The sequence below is a fragment of the Pantoea sp. ACRSB genome (assembly GCF_022346905.1).
GTDB classification, from domain to species: Bacteria; Pseudomonadota; Gammaproteobacteria; order Enterobacterales; family Enterobacteriaceae; genus Pantoea; species Pantoea piersonii.
Genome location: NZ_JAKRNL010000027.1, coordinates 1 through 1,729, shown reverse-complemented (window position 1 = coordinate 1,729; position 1,729 = coordinate 1). Strand labels below are relative to the sequence as shown.

General features: G+C 54.3%; 1 rRNA gene. It reads left to right on the top strand.

The features are described 5' to 3' along the window. A 23S ribosomal RNA gene (locus MHZ89_RS22565) occupies nt 1-1,729 on the top strand; the annotation flags it as partial.

The following is a 1,729-nucleotide window of genomic DNA, read 5'->3' as shown; positions in this document are numbered from 1 at the left end:
TCGTCACACTATCATGTCATGAATACATAGTGGCATGAGGCGAACCGGGGGAACTGAAACATCTAAGTACCCCGAGGAAAAGAAATCAACCGAGATTCCCCCAGTAGCGGCGAGCGAACGGGGAGCAGCCCAGAGCCTGAATCAGCTTGTGCACTAGTGGAAGCGTCTGGAAAGTCGCAGGGTACAGGGTGATACTCCCGTACACGAAAGTGCACTTGCTGTGAGCTCGATGAGTAGGGCGGGACACGTGGTATCCTGTCTGAATATGGGGGGACCATCCTCCAAGGCTAAATACTCCTGACTGACCGATAGTGAACCAGTACCGTGAGGGAAAGGCGAAAAGAACCCCGGCGAGGGGAGTGAAACAGAACCTGAAACCGTGTACGTACAAGCAGTGGGAGCCTCTTTATGGGGTGACTGCGTACCTTTTGTATAATGGGTCAGCGACTTATATTCTGTAGCAAGGTTAACCGTATAGGGGAGCCGCAGGGAAACCGAGTCTTAACTGGGCGTTAAGTTGCAGGGTATAGACCCGAAACCCGGTGATCTAGCCATGGGCAGGTTGAAGGTTGGGTAACACTAACTGGAGGACCGAACCGACTAATGTTGAAAAATTAGCGGATGACCTGTGGCTGGGGGTGAAAGGCCAATCAAACCGGGAGATAGCTGGTTCTCCCCGAAAGCTATTTAGGTAGCGCCTCGTGAACTCATCTCCGGGGGTAGAGCACTGTTTCGGCTAGGGGGCCATCCCGGCTTACCAACCCGATGCAAACTGCGAATACCGGAGAATGTTATCACGGGAGACACACGGCGGGTGCTAACGTCCGTCGTGAAGAGGGAAACAACCCAGACCGCCAGCTAAGGTCCCAAAGTCATGGTTAAGTGGGAAACGATGTGGGAAGGCCCAGACAGCCAGGATGTTGGCTTAGAAGCAGCCATCATTTAAAGAAAGCGTAATAGCTCACTGGTCGAGTCGGCCTGCGCGGAAGATGTAACGGGGCTAAACCATGCACCGAAGCTGCGGCAGCAGTAGCGATACTGTTGGGTAGGGGAGCGTTCTGTAAGCCGTCGAAGGTGGCCTGTGAGGGCTGCTGGAGGTATCAGAAGTGCGAATGCTGACATAAGTAACGATAAAGCGGGTGAAAAGCCCGCTCGCCGGAAGACCAAGGGTTCCTGTCCAACGTTAATCGGGGCAGGGTGAGTCGACCCCTAAGGCGAGGCCGAAAGGCGTAGTCGATGGGAAACAGGTTAATATTCCTGTACTTGGTGTTGCTGCGAAGGGGGGACGGAGAAGGCTATGTTGGCCGGGCGACGGTTGTCCCGGTTTAAGCGTGTAGGCTGACTATCCAGGCAAATCCGGATGGTCAAGGCTGAGGCGTGACGACGAGGCACTACGGTGCTGAAGCAACAAATGCCCTGCTTCCAGGAAAAGCCTCTAAGCATCAGGCAACACGAAATCGTACCCCAAACCGACACAGGTGGTCAGGTAGAGAATACCAAGGCGCTTGAGAGAACTCGGGTGAAGGAACTAGGCAAAATGGTGCCGTAACTTCGGGAGAAGGCACGCTGGCGCGTAGGTGAAGGGACTTGCTCCCGGAGCCGAGGCCAGTCGAAGATACCAGCTGGCTGCAACTGTTTATTAAAAACACAGCACTGTGCAAACACGAAAGTGGACGTATACGGTGTGACGCCTGCCCGGTGCCGGAAGGTTAATTGATGGGGTTATCCG